Here is a 15,801-nt window from a genome sequence, read left to right on the forward strand (position 1 = left end):
ACCCATGAATACACTATTATCTTTTAAAACCAATACAAAGCTTTTGCTGGCTGCCGCAATGTTGTTTTTAGCATTTGGCGCGCAGGCACAATATAAAACCAAACGCATTGGCAATAAGCCTCGCAACGGATCGAGCAATAGTACCTTTGCTGTTAAAAAAGGCGATCAGGTGGCCATTAAGATGGATGCAGGCAAAAAGCCGGTTCAGTTGCTAAAGCTTGATTTCGGTGCTAATAATACCCGCAGCGATACCGTAAAGTTTAAAGTGAACGTGTATCCGTTTAAAGATGTAACACCCGGTAAAAACCTGGTAACGCAAGAGATCATAGGCCAAATAATCCCCGGCAAACAAAGGGTTGAGGTTAACCTTGAACCATACAACATTACCGCCAGCGGCGATATACTGGTAGCCATAGAGTGGTTAAACAACCGTGGCGGTGCCGAAATGAGTTTCTCCATCGGCCTTTTCAACGGTGGTACCTATCATTACGAAATAGACACCTGGAAAAAAATGCCTGTAGCCGGTGTTGATTTTAATGTGTTGGTGAAGAAATAAGAGTCGGGTTTTTTGTCTGAACCTGGATTGTCTGGACCTGAATTGTCTGAACCTGAATTTATAGAATCTAAGAATTAGCAGAATTTTGCCACTCTTTTGCATGATTTAGACTTACGAAGTTTTTAAAACTTCGTAAGTCTAAATTGGTCATCGATAAGTGTTTTATTTCCTACAACTCACAACACACAACCTTCAACTCAAGTTACTCCTCCACCGGCGCGTCCCCGTCATCTTCATTAATGTTACTTATAACACCGGCAAATTTGGTATGGTAATCTTTGCTTTGGTTATCCAGTTTATTAGCTAAAGCGAGTTGGTTACCTGCACGGGCAAGCTCGGCCATTTTGTCTATGATGTGTACACCGAAGCGTACCGTACGTAAATCAAATGTCGAACCGTTATTTTGCAGCAGGTAGTGGTTATAGTCTATCTGGTCGGTAAGGTAATCATCAATAGTGTTGATCATTTTATTACCCAGTTTAAAATCTTTAGCGCGGTAAGCAATTTCGGCCATGTACGATTTATTGGCTGCTATATCCACGTACGGAAACTGCGCTTCCGGCATTTCATCGTCATATTTATGCAGCAGTTTAACCACCATATCGTTACGTCCTTCAGCTTGCAGGTTCGTGGCCAGGTCGAAAAATGTAACTGTCATGGCCGAGTAGAATTGCGTGATTGACTGTTGATCCAGGTACTTAGCACGTTTAAAATTACCGAACTTAAACTTGTTCATGATGGTGTTATACATCACCAGGCTATTGGTTTTGGTAGATTGGTGCTTAACCGAAGTATCGGGCTTTAAAGGCAGTAAACGATACACAAAACCTTCTTTGTACATGTATTGATCAAGCCCTATAATATTTGATAAACCCGAAGTAACGGCCAGGCAAAATGGTCTTTTCCAGTTGTTGTGAGCCAAAATATCTATCATTGCCAAATTGTTCTTCAGCATAATGTTAGAGTTGTATGTCCACTTAATGGTGTCGGTGATCATGCTTTGCTGCTCGGGCGATACCACACCGTTTTTAATCACATCATCTTTATTAACGGTAAGCTTAAAATGCTTGGTAGGCAGGTAGTTTGATGAAGCGCCGCTTTGGTATTCCACATGCGTACGCGGATCGTCCGACGTTACAAAGTCAAACACATCTTTCACCTCTACCGAGCCCGGTATGCCGGCATCACTGAAAGCCAAAATATCACGGGTGCCATCTTTGTATTTGCTGTAAGGCATGGTAATAGGCAATGGCTCAGATTTATTGAGTTTGCGCTGCATTTGCCTTACGCTCCAGTCGGCGGTAAATAGACTCAGATTCACCAAGCGCACATCAAGCCTAACACCTTCTACCTCTTGCAGGTACCAAAGCGAGTAAGTATCGTTATCGCCATAAGTAAACAAGATAGCATTTGGCGGGCACGATATCAGGTAATTATAAGCCATATCGTGCGCGGTAAGTTTAGTTGAGCGGTCGTGGCCGCCCCATTCCTGCTTAGCCATTAACGCGGGTGCCGCCAGCAGGCTGATCGACGTGGCCACAATAGCCGCGTTCTTAGCATTAAGCCATTTTTTAATAGCATCGGCAATGGCTACCACACCCAAGCCAACCCATATCGCGAAGGCATAAAAAGAACCTACATACGAGTAATCACGTTCACGCGGCTGTATAGAGGGCTGGTTTACATAAAGTACAATAGCTATCCCTAAAAAGAACCATAGCAGGGTTACTACCAGTGCATCGCGCTTTCTGCGTTTATAATGATACACCATGCCTATTAAACCGATAATAAGCGGCAGGGCATAAAGCGGCATGTAGTTTACATTATGGGTAACGGTTTTGGGCAGATGCTTACCGCTGTCAAATATTCCCGATGTCCAGTTGCCGTCAATACCGGCCATGCTGGTTTGGCCGTCCATTTCATTGTAGCGGCCGACAAAATTCCATAAAAAGTACCTGAAATACATCTGGTATATCTGCCAGCTGAACATAAAGCCCATGTTATCAACAAAGTTTGGCGTATGGCCCTCGGGCATCTGCATCCATTGCTGATAAAAAAGCGGATCCTGCCCGTCGTTACTGAACATACGCGGGAATATGGTATTATGATCATAAACCAGTATCTGCTTTTTACCTGTTTCCTCGTATTTTTTATCGCCTTTACGGTATAAAGTTTCGCCCTCTTTTTGGTCGATAGCCTTACCATCATAATACGGGCCGTACAATAGCGGACTTGGCACATATTGTATACGGTTAAGATAACCGGCCAAAGTAAAGGCATTGTCGGGGTGGCTGTTGTTAAGGGTAGGGTTTGCCGTAGCCCTGATGGGTACATACGAAAAGCAGCTATAACCTACATATAAAAAGGTAAGGCACAGAAAGGCCAGGTTCATAAAGTATTTGCGTTTGCGGATGCTATACAGAATACCCCAAACCACAAAACCGATCAGCAGGGCGAAAAAAACGATAGCGCCGGTACCGAAGCCCATGCCCAGTGTGTTCACAAAAAAGAAATCGAACCAGCCACTAAACTTTACCGTGTATTGTATAATACCATACTGCACAAATACCAGCAGAATTACACCTGTAAGGAATGCCAGTAAACCACTTTTTATGTTGATGTTTTTCGATTTACGGAAGAAGTAAACCATAGTTAAGGCCGGTATGGTAAGCAGGTTTAGCAGGTGGATACCGATTGATAAACCCATTACATAAGCGATGAACACCAGCCATTTATCAGAGCCTGCTTCATCGGCATGGGCATCCCATTTTAAAATAGCCCAAAATACCAGCGATATACATAAGGCCGATAGCGCGAAAACGATGGTTTCAACCGCCGAGAACCAAAACGTATCGGAAAAAGCGAAGGCAAGCGCGCCAACCAAACCGGCACCCATAATGCTGATCAGTTTGGAACTTTCAACAGCCTCGCCGCGATTGGTGGTGAGTTTTTTGGCCAGCGCAGTGATGGTCCAAAAGAGGAACATCACCGTCGCACCGCTGGCAATTGCCGAACACAGATTTGTGAAATATGCTACTTTAGTTACATCGCCGAATGACAATAAAGAAAAAACCTTGCCTATCATAGCGAACAGCGGGTAACCGGGTTGGTGCGATACTTCCAGCTTATAAGCGCAGGAGATAAACTCGCCGCAATCCCAAAAGCTAACCGATTGTTCTAATGTTAACGTATACGTTAGCGTTGCTATTACGAAGCATAACCAACCCAAAAGGTTGTTAATTTTATTGTAAGGCATTGTAATAAGAGTAAAAGTTTTTCCAATGCCGTAAATATCATCTTTTTTAACTTAAAAGGATTTTTGTTAACAAATTTTAACAGAATGCTTGGGTTGTAAGTTGTGGGTTGTAAGTTGTGAGTGAGTGAGTGAGTGAGTGAGTGAGTGAGTGCCGCCTTACCTTTCAGCTTTCGCTTTTAGCTTTTGCCTTTCAGCTTTTACCTTCCTCACTCACAACTTACAACTCACAACTTACAACAAAAAACACAGGCAATTAAACCCTGGCGTGTTTTTATAGTTTAATAATAAAGCAGCTACCGGTAGGGTTTGAGAGTTTAAGAGGCCCGGTTGATTGATGTGAGGTGTGCCGGTAGTTGCTTTTTTTATTAAACTGATAACACTATGAAAACTTTAAAAGTATTAACAATTGCAACAGTAGTTTTAGCCTTGGGTGCCATACAACAAGCCAGCGCCCAAATAAGAATCAGCGCTACCATAGGTACCCCGGTACGTTATTATGAACCTGCGCCGGTTTATTACGAAGAGCCCGCCCCGGTAGTAGTGGTTAACCGCCCTATAGTTTATCACCGTCCCGTTTACGAGCGTAGGGTAGTAGTGGTAAATCGTCCGGTTTATTATGGCCGCCCCAATTATTATCGTCCAAGAACAGTAGTGGTAAACCGTCCGGCTTATTACAGGGGCAACTATCACCAGGTAAAATATCATGGCCACGGCCACAACAATCACGGCCGTTACCGTGACTAAACAAGTAACAGATCGATAATTTTTCAATAATTCGTAATGCCCCGGCACGTGAAGTGATCGGGGCATTATTTTTATGATATGTAACAGCGGGCAATTTTTACGCTCTAATTATTTTTTGTTAATTAAATTGCAACATTAACTCTACTATATGCGCAGAGGCGGTTTCTTTAAAATGTTCTTAATACTGGCAGCCATCAGCTTAGTGCTTGATTGGTATATATATAATGGCCTTAAAACGATAACCACAGGCTGGAAAGCCGCTTGGGCACGCAAATTAGTGCTATGGGGCTATCTCATAATATCTATAGCGGTTACGCTGGTATTCATCGGCGGCTTTAGCTTTACCGATCTTAACCACGGCCTTAATCACTTTCACGAGTGGTCGTTAAGTATCTTCCTTACCTTTTTTGTAACTAAACTGGTATTTATCATAGTGCTTTCACTGGGCGATCTGGGGCGCTTTGTAAAGGGTGTAGCCCGCAATGTCGGTCAGCCGGAAGGGCAACAAACGCGGCCTTACTTCCCGGCCAGGCGTAAATTTATCAGCGAGCTGGCGGTGTTTTTAGCCGCAATACCTTTCAGCGGTTTCTTTTACGCTATGTTCAGGGGAAAGTATGATTATAAGCTGCACAGGCATATCGTCTATTTTAAAGATTTGCCCGAAGCTTTCGATGGTTTTACCATTACGCAATTATCCGATATCCATTCGGGGAGTTTTGATAATACCAAAGCCATGCAAAAGGGGATAGATATGGCCATTGCGCAAAAAAGCGACCTGTTTGTTTTTACCGGCGATATTGTAAACAACATGGCCGACGAAATTGAACCCTACATTGACCGCTTTAAGCAGATCAAAGCGCCTTATGGGCAATTCTCCATATTAGGGAACCACGATTATGCCACCTATATTGAGTGGGAGAGCGAAGCGGCAAAAAACGCCAACCTGGATAAGTTAAAGCAACACCATAAGGCAATGGACTATCGCCTGTTGCTTAACGAACATATAGAATTGGAAAAAGGCGGACAAAAAATAGTGCTGGCCGGGGTAGAAAACTGGGGGCGTGGTTTTATACAGGTAGGTGATCTGGATAAGGCGTTGCATGGTGTGGATGACGATGCCTTTACGATACTGCTCTCGCATGATCCTACCCATTGGGAAGAGAAAGTGCGCTATCACAAAAAGAAGGTACAGCTTACCTTATCAGGCCATACGCATGGCGCGCAGTTCGGGGTTGAAACAGCAGGTTTCCGCTGGAGCCCGGTGCAAAACCGCTACCTCGATTGGGCAGGCCTCATGACCATTAACGACCGCAACTTATATGTTAACCGTGGTTTCGGCTTTTTGGCATTTTCGGGCAGGTTGGGGATATGGCCCGAGGTCACCGTTATTGAACTTCGCCGGCAGGCATAATTGGCTCGGTTAAAACAATACTATGCTTTGATGCTTATTTAGTTATAAACTATTTAACATTATGGCAACTAAATATATTGATCAGCATGGCAACCCAATTGAGGTTGAAAAAGATAAAAGCGGAACGCTTTGGCACGAGATGAAACCCTTTGTAAAGTTCGGCCTTAAAACATTAGGTATTATGGCAGGCGCGCTCATAGCAATTGTTAAAGCCATCCCCAAGCCGGGCGGCGATGAAAAGCCGAAGCCCAATGGCAAGGTGATAAAAATATAATAGAAAGCGGTACTTTAAGTGCCGCTTTTTTTGTTTCTGCCGTGTATGGTAAACGGCGATCAATTTTAAGGCTGAACAGGGCTTTTATTCAGCTTGTTCAGCCTTTTTTAATACCTGATGAATTATAAAAGTGCCTTTTTAAGCTACAAATGAGGGTTTTTTTCAAAAAAAATTAACGACCATAAGTTTCTGTTTTTTAGAGAGTTAAGTTGTAAGTCGGTAGAAGTAAATCGGTAAAGTGAAAAATATTTACAACAACATGCTTTCTGTTGCGTTATAGTTATGAATTGTTTATCTATAATTAACACAAAAACTAAATTCAGAAACTATGAAGAAGTTAATGAGCGTGCTGATACTATCAGCTTTTACAGTAGGAACATTTGCACAGACAACTCCTAAAAAAGACACAACTAAGACTACAACTAAAACAGACACTGTTAAAAAGGACACTACCAAAAAGAACAGGTAATTTAAATTACTTGGTTGTAAGTCATCCAGACTGATTTACAGCTTAGTGTGTCTTTAAAAAAGAAAAACCCTGCACAGCGCTGTGCAGGGTTTTTCTTTTTTATGCGGCGATGCCGCTACTGATTAAAAATCGTGATATAAGTTTCTGAAGCTGCTTCTGATACCTAAAGTAAGCAGCATGGTGTTGTTGGTAGCCAAAGCATTCTTCTCGTGGCGATAAAGCGCGCCAACCTCTAAACGAAGGTTGTATTTAGGGTTCACCATGTATGATATGGTTCCCTCTGCATATTGCATGGTTGTGCTGATACCCTGGCCAACTGAGGTAGTTGCACCTTGTGCCGGTGTAAACGGCTTGTTAATATCCTTACCGTAATTAAGCGCGTCTGTACCGCTTGCATCAAGTCCGTATTTGGCGTGGATCACCTGGCCCTGAAAATCAAAGTTGCCTATGGTATAGTTCAGTATTCCCAATATCTCCCTAAAATTTGCCCCGTAAGGATGCGCCAGCGGCTCACCAAGTTGGGTAAAGGTAGTAAACCCATCCGGATGGCTATAGGTGTATGGCTTAACTGTATTGTACTCCGCAAGGTAATTAAGGTTACGCACCCCGAACAGATCGGCTCCGCGAACGCCTAATTGCCAGCCATTGGTATTGTCGCCGTTTTTGCTGTTGAAAAAGTCGCTGGCTTTAAAACGGTCTATCACTAACTGCCCGTAAATAGCGTTCTTATCAATAAACTTATATTTTCCGCTGATACCCGCTATGGAATTTCCCGGCTGTTTTGATGGGCCGATTGAACTTGAGAAGAATAGCGGGTTGAAATAATTTACATCAAAGCCTGCACCCTCGCCATTTACATCGGCCTCGGCAGCCATATAGGCATTAAATAAGCCGAGTGATACACGATTGGTTATGTTCCAGTCGAGGTAGTGGAAAGCGGCCCACTTGCGGCGGGTGGCGCCAAAGCTATCGAAACGGGTAGCCTTATAATCTTGCATGTAAGCCCACATGGCCATGTATTGGAACGGCCCAAGGTTTACAGTAGCCCTGAAGAGCGGGTAATTAGATGCATAATCCGACAGGAAGAGCGAGCGGTAACCATCGCCGATAAAGGTTTTGTCCTGCCCTAATGTTAGGGTAAGTTCTTTAATAGGCATGTATGACATTACCGCCGTTACATACGACCAATCTTTTGTGCGGGCACGGCCGAATTTACGATCGAACGCCTGGCCCGGTACAATGCCGGTACCGTTGATCTCCTGATCATAATAACGAGCGAACTTCGCCTGGTTTTCGTAACCGCTGGTGTAAAAAGAAAACTTTTTGCCAATGGTACCACCCAGTTGAAAACCACGGGTATTTAAACCAATACGCGATTTAAGGATGGCCCCGAACGGTGCAAAGGTGATGGTTTTATCATTAGGATAAGCGGAATGTGCTTCGGCCGAACTTTCTTTCAAATCGTGGCCCAGTATATTTTCGCTTAATACATCGAAGTAAAAAGTGTAATCCTTATCATTCACCTGTATCAGGTGTTCATCAAAAAGCTTACGGCCTGCCCAGCTTTTATGCATGGTGAAAATGCCCTCGGCAAACCATTTCTCGTGGCGCTTATTAAGGTCCATCAACTCATTATAGCGTTGTTGCAGGGTGCTATCAATAAACAAAGGCTTTAACGCAGTATGCGCCGTATTTTTTACCGAATAAACATCGGCGTTAAATTTTTGATAAAGCTGGTATTGATAGGGCAATTGTTCTGTTTGCGAGTAGCCTTGTGTTGCTGTTAGCAATAAGGCCGCACTCGCTAAAGCCAACTTGCATAGGTTTTTAGCGTAAGTTTTTTGCATGCGCAATAATTATTGGGACAAGATAAATATTTAAGTAACCAAAATTACACAAAGGTGTTCATTTTAATTGTACTGTACTTGGCGATGGTATGGAATAACATTATTCATAGATCGCGTCATTGCGAGGAACGAAGCAATCCCCTACTTGCAGAGCCACTCTGTATAGTTCGCGATTGCTTCGTTCCTCGCAATGACAGCTTTTTTAGCTATACTATTTGTACAACTCTTGCTCGTCGGTATAATATGTTTTGCGGCTGCCTGCTTTAACCTGTATTTCGACACCGTTGGGGCTGTGCGTTTTTTTCGAGTTATGGATCAGCATAAAATCGCGCACTTCACCATTAATAATATCCGGATGCTTTTTCAGGATCTGTTTTTCGGCATCGGTAAGTACCTCCTTAATTGCTTTGGCCAATGCTTTTACTTTATCGGTCGGTATTTTATTGCCAACGGAAAACGGCGATATCCCGGCATGCCATAAAATTTCGTCGGCATAAGCATTACCAATCCCCCTGACGATATGCTGATCGAGCAGGATGGTTTTTACATTGGTTTTCGTTTTGCCCAGCGTTTCTTTATAAAAATCGGCATCGGCACTATCGGCCAGGGCATCCGGCGCTTCCTTTTTTTCTGGATTGAGGGTAGGGGTAGCCATCTTCTGAAAATCGGTCAGCGTAAGTCCGGTATTGTCAGTAAAGAGGATGTCTATAATACTGTATTTGTTTTCGTTATCGCCTTCAAATAAAAATAGTTTGCCATGCAGCATCAGGTGCAGGCCTAACACATCACCTTTTGAAAACTCAATGTGGAGTTCTTTGCCTTCGCGATATATTTTTTTGATCTTCTGTCCGTCAAGTGTATCCTTTAATTCTTCGGGTGATACATTAAGTTTTGCGCTGGTAACCTTAACATCTTTTACGGTTTTGCCGGCTAAGCGTTTATCTAAGTTATGGCTGAAAGCCTGTAGGTCTGGTAGTTCGGGCATTGGTTTGTTTTTTATAGGTTAACAAAGATAAAAGGTTTATCTCAATTGTATTATTAATATGCCCCGGATTTAATAAGACGGTGTTGTGCGGCTTGGCACAAACAAAAAAACGCCCGGGGGAATACCCGGGCGTTTTTTTGTTATGATTATTGTAGTTTTTGGCTTATTTACCTTTACCGAACTCGCCGTTAGCTTTAATTTCAACCTCGTCGCTAACTACAGCAGCAGGGAATTTAGTACCGAAAGCGAAATCAGAACGTTTGATAGTACCGGTTACCTGGAAACCTGCATCGTCAGCTTTGCTCATTGGGTTAACAATAGTGCCGCGGTACCATAAATCTAAAGTAACCACTTTAGTTGTACCATGTAAGGTTAAGTTACCGGTTACTTTGTATTTTTTATCGGCAACTTTTTTAATGCTTGTGCTTGCGAAAGTAATTGTAGGGAATTTTTCTACGTCGAAAAAGTCAGCGCTTTTCAGGTGACCATCTCTTTTTTCGTTTTCAGTGTTTACTGAAGCAGTTTGTGCTGTAAAGCTGAATTTAGCATCGCTAAAATCTGGTTTGCTGCTAACAATTGTAGCGTCAAAATCTTTAAAGCTACCGTCAACATCTGATACCAATAAGTGGGTAACAGTAAATTTAAGGTTAGCGTGAGCCTTATCAAGGTTCCAGGTGGTTTGCGCGAAAACGGCCGTGTTTACTAAAATGGCGGCTGCTAATAGCATGATTGTCTTCTTCATCTTCTTTTGTTTTTTGTTTGTGTTTAACTTTTGTATTGTTTAATGCTGCAAAGGTATCTAACTGATTTATATATCAAATAAAAATAGTTGTTTAAACATCTATTTTGACGAAATTATGAGAAATGCTACCAAACCTATCGACTTTTATTGGCTTTTAAAGTATCCGGATAGTCATTTTGTAAGTTTTGTTTTGATGCTTAGGCTATTAAGAAATATTATGAACATTGCTACGTGCAAAATATATTCTTTAAAGGAGTGGTGGCCTAACAATTTTTAGGCCACAAGTGGTAAATCGTTTTTATTTTACTTCACACACTGTTATACAAATAGTGTACTAATTACAATAACCTATTACTTAAATTGCAACAAACCAATATATTAGATGCGAGTTTGGCAGCTTTGTAACAAAGCTATTGCATGAGCCGTATAACAATCACTCTAATTAATCAAGAGGCTCAATACTACCGTACTCAATATTGGTTTACATGCTACCATAAATTGAACTGCAAATTATTGGGTCCGTAACTATCGATGTATGGGACAGTGCTTTACTTATTCTTCAGCTTCGCTTAAAAAGGCTGTTTTACTTATCCTGGCAGTAATTGCATTTGGCACCGCCGATGCCCAAAACAGGCTGAAGTTTGTACAGATAACCCCAAGTCAAAACACCGGACAGGATTACTCGCCATGGTTGGATGATAACCTGGATACCCTGGTACAGGAAGCATGGCAAAATAACTTTGTATACGTTGATGTTAAACTGCGCTTTAAGTACCGCAGCAAAATAAGCCAGTTAAAATTTTACGACTACACCGGCGTATTTGATGATAAGCCTGCCGAAATTTACGCTATAAAAGATACCACTAAAACCTTCCTGGGTATATTCACCGGGCCTGGTTATAAAATATTCCAGTATATCAACCTGCAAACACCTGTTGAGGCCGATGGTATAGTGATCCATAAATACAGCAATAACATCCCCCAAAAAATATTCGCCTTTGGTACCGAGGATACAAACGCGCCAACTGCCGTTGATGTGCAGCCCGAAGCACCGGTGCAAGTACCGAACAATCCTACAATACCTACCGAAACGCCGGATGGCTTGGTGAAAATTCCTATCGAGTCTGACAGGTGGTACCAGCTAAACAACGTGAGCGATGGGTTACAAGGTATGTTCGATGGTAATACCGAAAACGAGGTGTATACCGGCTGGGGTAAAATATTTAATAACTACGATGCTTACTATCCTGTAAAGGAAAATGAAAAGATAGATATCTATAAGCTCAAATTCTACAACCGTACAGGAGGCTTGGGTACGTTCCCGCTCACGGTATCGGTAATTGATAGCACCGGTAAGCGCAGTGTGGTAGGTATTTATAAGGGTGGATACTATCAAAAATGGTTAGGCCCTAACCCCGATAACGTTGGCAATTTTTATACCGACAGCGTATTTAAGAACATTAAGTACATAGTGCTCAACTGCTGGTACCAGTTCCCTACCGAAATAGAATTTTATGGCGCGTACGATGTGCGTGTATCCCGCCCCGAAACAACGCCACCGCCTGATGACTCGGTTGCTGATAAATCATACCCGCTGAACAATTACTTTGGTGTAAATGCCTTTGAGTGGGATTTTGAGGACGGTGCCAATCCCGATAACGTGGAAACCAATAGGATGACCGCTGTAAAAACCTTTTCGGCCGTGCGCCATTATATGGACTGGCAAAAGCTGGAATCGGAAGAAGATAGCTATACTTATAGTCCAACCCGCAGCGGCGGCTGGAGCTATGATGCTATGTATTTGGCCTGTAAAAACTCAAGTATAGAAGTACTAGCCGATTTAAAAACCCTGCCCGACTGGATGCTGAGGACATATCCCGAAGCAGAACGCGATGCCGAGAACGTACCGGTAAGGTATGGTGCCGATTTTTCGCTTCCGGCCTCGTATATCGATCAGGCAAAGGTTGGTTTTCAGTTCGCGGCACGTTATGGTTATAATACCAAAGTAGATAAATCGCTGCTGAGCGTTAACTCAACCCCGCGCTGGAATGCCGATCCGGTTAATAAGGTAAGGGTTGGTTTAGGCTACATTAAATATATTGAGTGCGATAACGAACGCGATAAATGGTGGAAAGGCCGTAAAGGTTATCAAACCGCGTTTGAATATGCCGCTAATATGTCGGCCTTTTACGATGGGCATAAGAATACCATGGGCCCGGGTGTAGGTATAAAAAATGCCGACCCTGCTATGAAGGTAGTAATGGCCGGTTTGGCATCGGCTTCGCCGGAGTATTTGCACGCCATGGTAGAGTGGTGTAAAGTGAACCGTGGTTACAAAGCCGATGGTACCGTAAACCTTTGCTGGGATGTGATCAACTATCACTGGTACAGCCACGATGCGCAAATGATCCCTAACTCGGTACCAACAAGGGGCGTAGCTCCCGAAGTAGGCGGCACTTTTGAAAAAGCCAAGCAATTTTTAAAAGCAGCGCACGATTACGCTAACGATATGCCGGTTTGGGTTACCGAGGTTGGTTACGATGCCAATCCTAACAGCCCTATGCGTGCTATCCCGATAGGTAAGAAAACCATACTGCAAACACAGGCCGACTGGATATTACGTTCGTCGTTATTATATGCACGTGCAGGTGTAGAGCGGATCTTCTTTTACCAAATGTATGATGATAACTACGAAAACCCTATCCAATACGGTTCGTCGGGTTTAATGAACCAGGACCGCAGCCGCAAGCCTGCCGCCGACTTTATTGGCCAGGTGAAAAAACTGATGGGTAAATACAGCTACAAGGAAACCCTGAATAGCGACCCTATTGTTGATCGTTACGAGCTCGACGGGCAACAAGCTTACATCGCCTGGATCCCGGATGAGAAAGGCCGTACCGGCACTTATAACTTTAACCTCGGTACCGATTCTGCTTTAATATGTGTACCCACTATTGGTAAAAACACCATCGTATCGGGCAAGGTAAAAATCACCAATGGTATACTAACCCGCGCTGTTAGCGAAACGCCGATTATTGTGATGCCTGCCGGTAATAAGATCGGTTTGCGTATGAACGCCATCATGTCAAACAAAAAGGTGATAGGTAATAATAACAGGGCCGCTACCGCTATGGTTGATACCATTGCCAATACATTGGCGGTTGATGCTATTAAACTGTTCCCTAATCCATCGGCGCGTTATGTAAACGTGTCGTTCAATAATAAGAACTTCAAGAGTGTAAATATTACCGTGTCAGATGTATCGGTAGGCAGGGTTTACAGCAGCCATAAATACACCAAGGCCGGTGAAGATTTTTCGCAAACCATCGATATAAGCCAGGTGCCAATGGGTGTTTGCCTGGTGGTGATAAAACAAGATGACAAGGTTACCGTAAAACGTGTTATAAAAACAAACTAAAGAGTTTTGCTAAGTGTTTATGTTTATAGTTGATTACTCATGGCACAGTTTTCTTTTATCAGATGGTTCATAGCGTATTATAGTTAGGGGTAAATCTATAGCTATGAACCATCGCCATGAGTTTTGCTTAGTAGGGCATTTTGCCTACCGCAATGTATAAACTCATTAGGGGTATAAATAATAACAAGAATATCCTGGCTAATTGTTGCCTGTCGGCATTACCCTCTACAAATACGTTGTAAAGATCGGCCTTTATAGTGTTTAGTTTCGCGTCCATTGTATAAGTATTAAATTATACATCTATGACGCTGCCAGGCCACACAGGGTTTAACCGCTGTTATTGTAATTGATCAGTTACAATTTAGTTTAGCACATATCTCATTAAGGTTCAAGTAGATCTTCTTCCTCAATTTTCGAAAATTTCCGGGTGTCGCTCATCGTACTGTATATAATTAACGATACCAGTATGCAGGCGGTAACATACCAAAAGAACCATTCAGGGTGGTGCAAGTCCTTACACTTCAGGGCTATCAGCTCGGCCGTGCCGCCAAAAACCGATACCGCTATAGCATACGGAAAGCCCACGCCCAATGCCCGTATGTGCGCCGGGAAAAGTTCGGCCTTTACCACCGCGTTAATAGAGGTGTAATTGCTCACCACCACCAATGCCAGCATGATCAGCCAAAAGGCAGCCCAGTCGCTGTGCGTATCGGTAAGTTCGGTCAATATAGGTACGGTAGTAAGCGTCCCCAGCACGCCGAAAGTAATGAGCAATGGCTTGCGGCCCACCTTGTCAGATATCCACCCGAACAAAGGCTGTATCAGCATAAAAACAATTAATGTTAAGGTTGATATCAGCGTGGCGTTGCTTTTGCTGAAACCGCTGGTGTTCACCAAAAACTTTTGCATGTAGGTAGTGAATGTATAAAAGGCTACTGTGCCGCCCAATGTTAAGCCAATAACGGTGAACACGGCTTTCGGGTGCTGTGCCAAAGCCCTTAGCGTACCCTGCATCGATTTGCTTTTGCCCTCTGTTTGTGAGAATGATGCCGATTCGTGCAAACTGCGTCGCAGATACATGGTAATTACGGCCAGCATGGCGCCAATACCAAACGGAATACGCCAACCCCAGCTATGGAGCTGTTCTTCGGTTAAAAATACACGCTGCAAAAGCACCAGTACACCCAATGCGAGTAACTGCCCCATAATCAGCGTTACGTATTGAAAGCTGGAGTAGAAACCGCGATGCTTTTTGCTGGCCATTTCGCTTAAGTAAGTAGCGCTGGTGCCATATTCGCCGCCTACGCTAAGTCCTTGCAGTATACGGGCGATAACCAGCAGCAAAGGCGCTGCTACGCCAATCTTTTCGTACGATGGTATAACGGCAATAATAAGCGAACCAACACTCATCAGCAATACCGAAAAGGTGAGCGCTGTTTTGCGTCCCCGGCGATCGGCAAAGGTGCCCATGAGCCAGCCGCCTATCGGTCGCATTAAAAAGCCGATGGCAAATACACCGGCAGTATCAAGTAATTGCGCGGTTTCATCACCCTTAGGGAAGAACGATTTTGCGAAGTACAACGAAAAAGCGGAGTATATATACCAATCGTACCATTCTACCAGGTTGCCCATAGAGCCGCCTATGATAGATCGTATCCTGTCGGCAGTAGTAGTAGGTGTGTGGGTTATGTTGCTCATAGGGTTGGTTTATTTGGAGCAAGATAAAAATAAATGTGTTGATTAAGTTGCCTGTATTAAGGGCGTTGCTGTAGATGGGGTTTGATTTTTCTTTTTGGGCGTTGCCTTCGGCCCGTGCTGTACGCTCATACGCGCACAAGGCATTATGCGCAAGGCCGGTATCCGCTACCATCACTAACGCGAGGGCGTAAATGTAAAAACATCGTCATTGCGAACGCAGTGAAGCAATCCCCGACCTACAGAGGCACTTTGTATAGTTCGCGATTGCTTCGTTCCTCGCAATTGTAAAGGTTATATAATTCGGTAACAAGATTAGCTTTAAAAAAAGTTAGTCACCATGCGCATCAACACGAATGACCTCACCCTTAAGCGGAACTATCTTCAGACCTATCGTTTGCTGA

Annotated in this window: 11 protein-coding genes; 5 read left to right on the plus strand and 6 right to left on the minus strand. The window is 43.4% G+C overall.

The genetic code is table 11. The annotated features are described in order from the left end of the window. Window positions 1–4: 4 nt before the first annotated feature. Window positions 5–556: a hypothetical protein gene (locus ABD894_RS25250; protein ID WP_345213876.1), complete on the plus strand. Its 552-nt coding sequence runs from the start codon at window positions 5–7 to the stop codon at window positions 554–556. A 202-nt stretch (window positions 557–758) separates the two neighbouring features. On the opposite strand, the gene ABD894_RS25255 is transcribed toward ABD894_RS25250, so the two are convergent. After that, entirely contained in the window at window positions 759–3,812 is a 3,054-nt protein-coding gene (locus ABD894_RS25255) for a glycosyltransferase family 117 protein (protein WP_345213877.1), read from the minus strand. 381 nt (window positions 3,813–4,193) lie between these two features. On the opposite strand from ABD894_RS25255, the gene ABD894_RS25260 reads away from it, so the two are divergent. The 3 genes from ABD894_RS25260 to ABD894_RS25270 all read left to right on the plus strand — a co-directional run bounded on the left by ABD894_RS25260 (window position 4,194) and on the right by ABD894_RS25270 (window position 6,241). Further along, window positions 4,194–4,556: a hypothetical protein gene (locus tag ABD894_RS25260; RefSeq protein ID WP_345213878.1), complete on the plus strand. Its 363-nt coding sequence runs from the start codon at window positions 4,194–4,196 to the stop codon at window positions 4,554–4,556. Between the two features lie 148 nt (window positions 4,557–4,704). Continuing rightward, entirely contained in the window at window positions 4,705–5,967 is a 1,263-nt protein-coding gene (locus ABD894_RS25265; protein WP_345213879.1) for a metallophosphoesterase, read from the plus strand. A 61-nt stretch (window positions 5,968–6,028) separates the two neighbouring features. After that, the gene (locus ABD894_RS25270; protein ID WP_345213880.1) at window positions 6,029–6,241 is read left to right on the plus strand and encodes a hypothetical protein; all 213 of its coding nucleotides are present in this window, start codon (window positions 6,029–6,031) and stop codon (window positions 6,239–6,241) included. Between the two features lie 591 nt (window positions 6,242–6,832). On the opposite strand, the gene ABD894_RS25275 is transcribed toward ABD894_RS25270, so the two are convergent. The 3 genes from ABD894_RS25275 to ABD894_RS25285 form a co-directional block, all read right to left on the minus strand. Next, on the minus strand, window positions 6,833–8,557 hold the full coding sequence (locus ABD894_RS25275; protein WP_345213881.1) for a gliding motility protein RemB: 1,725 nt from the start codon (window positions 8,555–8,557) through the stop codon (window positions 6,833–6,835). Between the two features lie 211 nt (window positions 8,558–8,768). Next, window positions 8,769–9,542 carry a DNA-formamidopyrimidine glycosylase family protein gene (locus ABD894_RS25280; RefSeq protein ID WP_345213882.1) on the minus strand — a complete coding sequence of 258 codons (774 nt, stop codon included), beginning with the start codon at window positions 9,540–9,542 and terminating at the stop codon, window positions 8,769–8,771. Window positions 9,543–9,705: 163 nt separating this feature from the next. Beyond that, entirely contained in the window at window positions 9,706–10,284 is a 579-nt protein-coding gene (locus ABD894_RS25285; protein WP_345213883.1) for a YceI family protein, read from the minus strand. A gap of 535 nt (window positions 10,285–10,819) precedes the next feature. On the opposite strand from ABD894_RS25285, the gene ABD894_RS25290 reads away from it, so the two are divergent. Further along, complete coding sequence (locus ABD894_RS25290) at window positions 10,820–13,702, plus strand: T9SS type A sorting domain-containing protein (RefSeq protein ID WP_345213884.1); 2,883 nt, start codon at window positions 10,820–10,822, stop codon at window positions 13,700–13,702. Between the two features lie 127 nt (window positions 13,703–13,829). Here ABD894_RS25290 and ABD894_RS25295 read toward each other — a convergent pair whose 3' ends face one another. Both ABD894_RS25295 and ABD894_RS25300 read right to left on the minus strand, forming a co-directional pair. Further along, on the minus strand, window positions 13,830–13,979 hold the full coding sequence (locus ABD894_RS25295; RefSeq protein ID WP_345213885.1) for a hypothetical protein: 150 nt from the start codon (window positions 13,977–13,979) through the stop codon (window positions 13,830–13,832). Window positions 13,980–14,083: 104 nt separating this feature from the next. Next, window positions 14,084–15,400: an MFS transporter gene (locus ABD894_RS25300; RefSeq protein WP_345213886.1), complete on the minus strand. Its 1,317-nt coding sequence runs from the start codon at window positions 15,398–15,400 to the stop codon at window positions 14,084–14,086. Between the last annotated feature and the right edge of the window lie 401 nt (window positions 15,401–15,801).

Source organism: Mucilaginibacter gynuensis (assembly GCF_039541195.1).
GTDB classification, from domain to species: domain Bacteria; phylum Bacteroidota; class Bacteroidia; order Sphingobacteriales; family Sphingobacteriaceae; genus Mucilaginibacter; species Mucilaginibacter gynuensis.

What these genes read in the sequence shown, in the direction of transcription:
- ABD894_RS25250 (WP_345213876.1), top strand. Translation starts at nt 5, where the DNA reads ATGAATACACTATTATCTTTTAAAACCAATACAAAGCTTTTGCTGGCT.
- ABD894_RS25255 (WP_345213877.1), bottom strand. Translation starts at nt 3,812, where the DNA reads ATGCCTTACAATAAAATTAACAACCTTTTGGGTTGGTTATGCTTCGTA.
- ABD894_RS25260 (WP_345213878.1), top strand. Translation starts at nt 4,194, where the DNA reads ATGAAAACTTTAAAAGTATTAACAATTGCAACAGTAGTTTTAGCCTTG.
- ABD894_RS25265 (WP_345213879.1), top strand. Translation starts at nt 4,705, where the DNA reads ATGCGCAGAGGCGGTTTCTTTAAAATGTTCTTAATACTGGCAGCCATC.
- ABD894_RS25270 (WP_345213880.1), top strand. Translation starts at nt 6,029, where the DNA reads ATGGCAACTAAATATATTGATCAGCATGGCAACCCAATTGAGGTTGAA.
- ABD894_RS25275 (WP_345213881.1), bottom strand. Translation starts at nt 8,557, where the DNA reads ATGCAAAAAACTTACGCTAAAAACCTATGCAAGTTGGCTTTAGCGAGT.
- ABD894_RS25280 (WP_345213882.1), bottom strand. Translation starts at nt 9,542, where the DNA reads ATGCCCGAACTACCAGACCTACAGGCTTTCAGCCATAACTTAGATAAA.
- ABD894_RS25285 (WP_345213883.1), bottom strand. Translation starts at nt 10,284, where the DNA reads ATGAAGAAGACAATCATGCTATTAGCAGCCGCCATTTTAGTAAACACG.
- ABD894_RS25290 (WP_345213884.1), top strand. Translation starts at nt 10,820, where the DNA reads ATGGGACAGTGCTTTACTTATTCTTCAGCTTCGCTTAAAAAGGCTGTT.
- ABD894_RS25295 (WP_345213885.1), bottom strand. Translation starts at nt 13,979, where the DNA reads ATGGACGCGAAACTAAACACTATAAAGGCCGATCTTTACAACGTATTT.
- ABD894_RS25300 (WP_345213886.1), bottom strand. Translation starts at nt 15,400, where the DNA reads ATGAGCAACATAACCCACACACCTACTACTACTGCCGACAGGATACGA.